This window comes from Streptomyces sp. SID14478, from assembly GCF_010548525.1.
Classification (GTDB): domain Bacteria; phylum Actinomycetota; class Actinomycetes; order Streptomycetales; family Streptomycetaceae; genus Streptomyces.
Map to the genome: position 1 here is coordinate 1 of NZ_JAAGMG010000769.1, position 322 is coordinate 322.

Annotated in this window: 1 protein-coding gene; it reads right to left on the reverse strand. The window is 76.7% G+C overall.

The features are described 5' to 3' along the window. The coding region (locus tag G3I40_RS25200) for an ABC transporter ATP-binding protein (RefSeq protein WP_164304399.1) at positions 1-322 on the reverse strand (322 nt) is incomplete at both ends.

Consider the following 322-nt stretch of genomic DNA (forward strand, 5'->3'; position numbering starts at 1 on the left):
AGCTCCTGCGCGCGGGCCGGGGTGAGGCGGTGGCCGCCGTGGCCGACGACCGTGTCGAGGCCGTCCGGCAGCGCCTTCACCCAGCCCGCGCTGCCGACGCTCTCCAGCGCCTGGTGCAGTGCGTCGTCGGTGGCGTCGGGCCGGGCCAGGCGCAGTCCGTCGGCCAGGGTGCCGGCGAACACGTGCGTCTCCTGGGACAGCAGGACGCAGCTCCGCCGCACGCCGCCGGCTCCGAGCGCCCGGGTGTCGCACGCGCCGAGGGTGACCGTGCCGGTGTCGGGCAGCAGCCGTCCGGCGATCAGTTTGGCCAGGGTCACCCTCG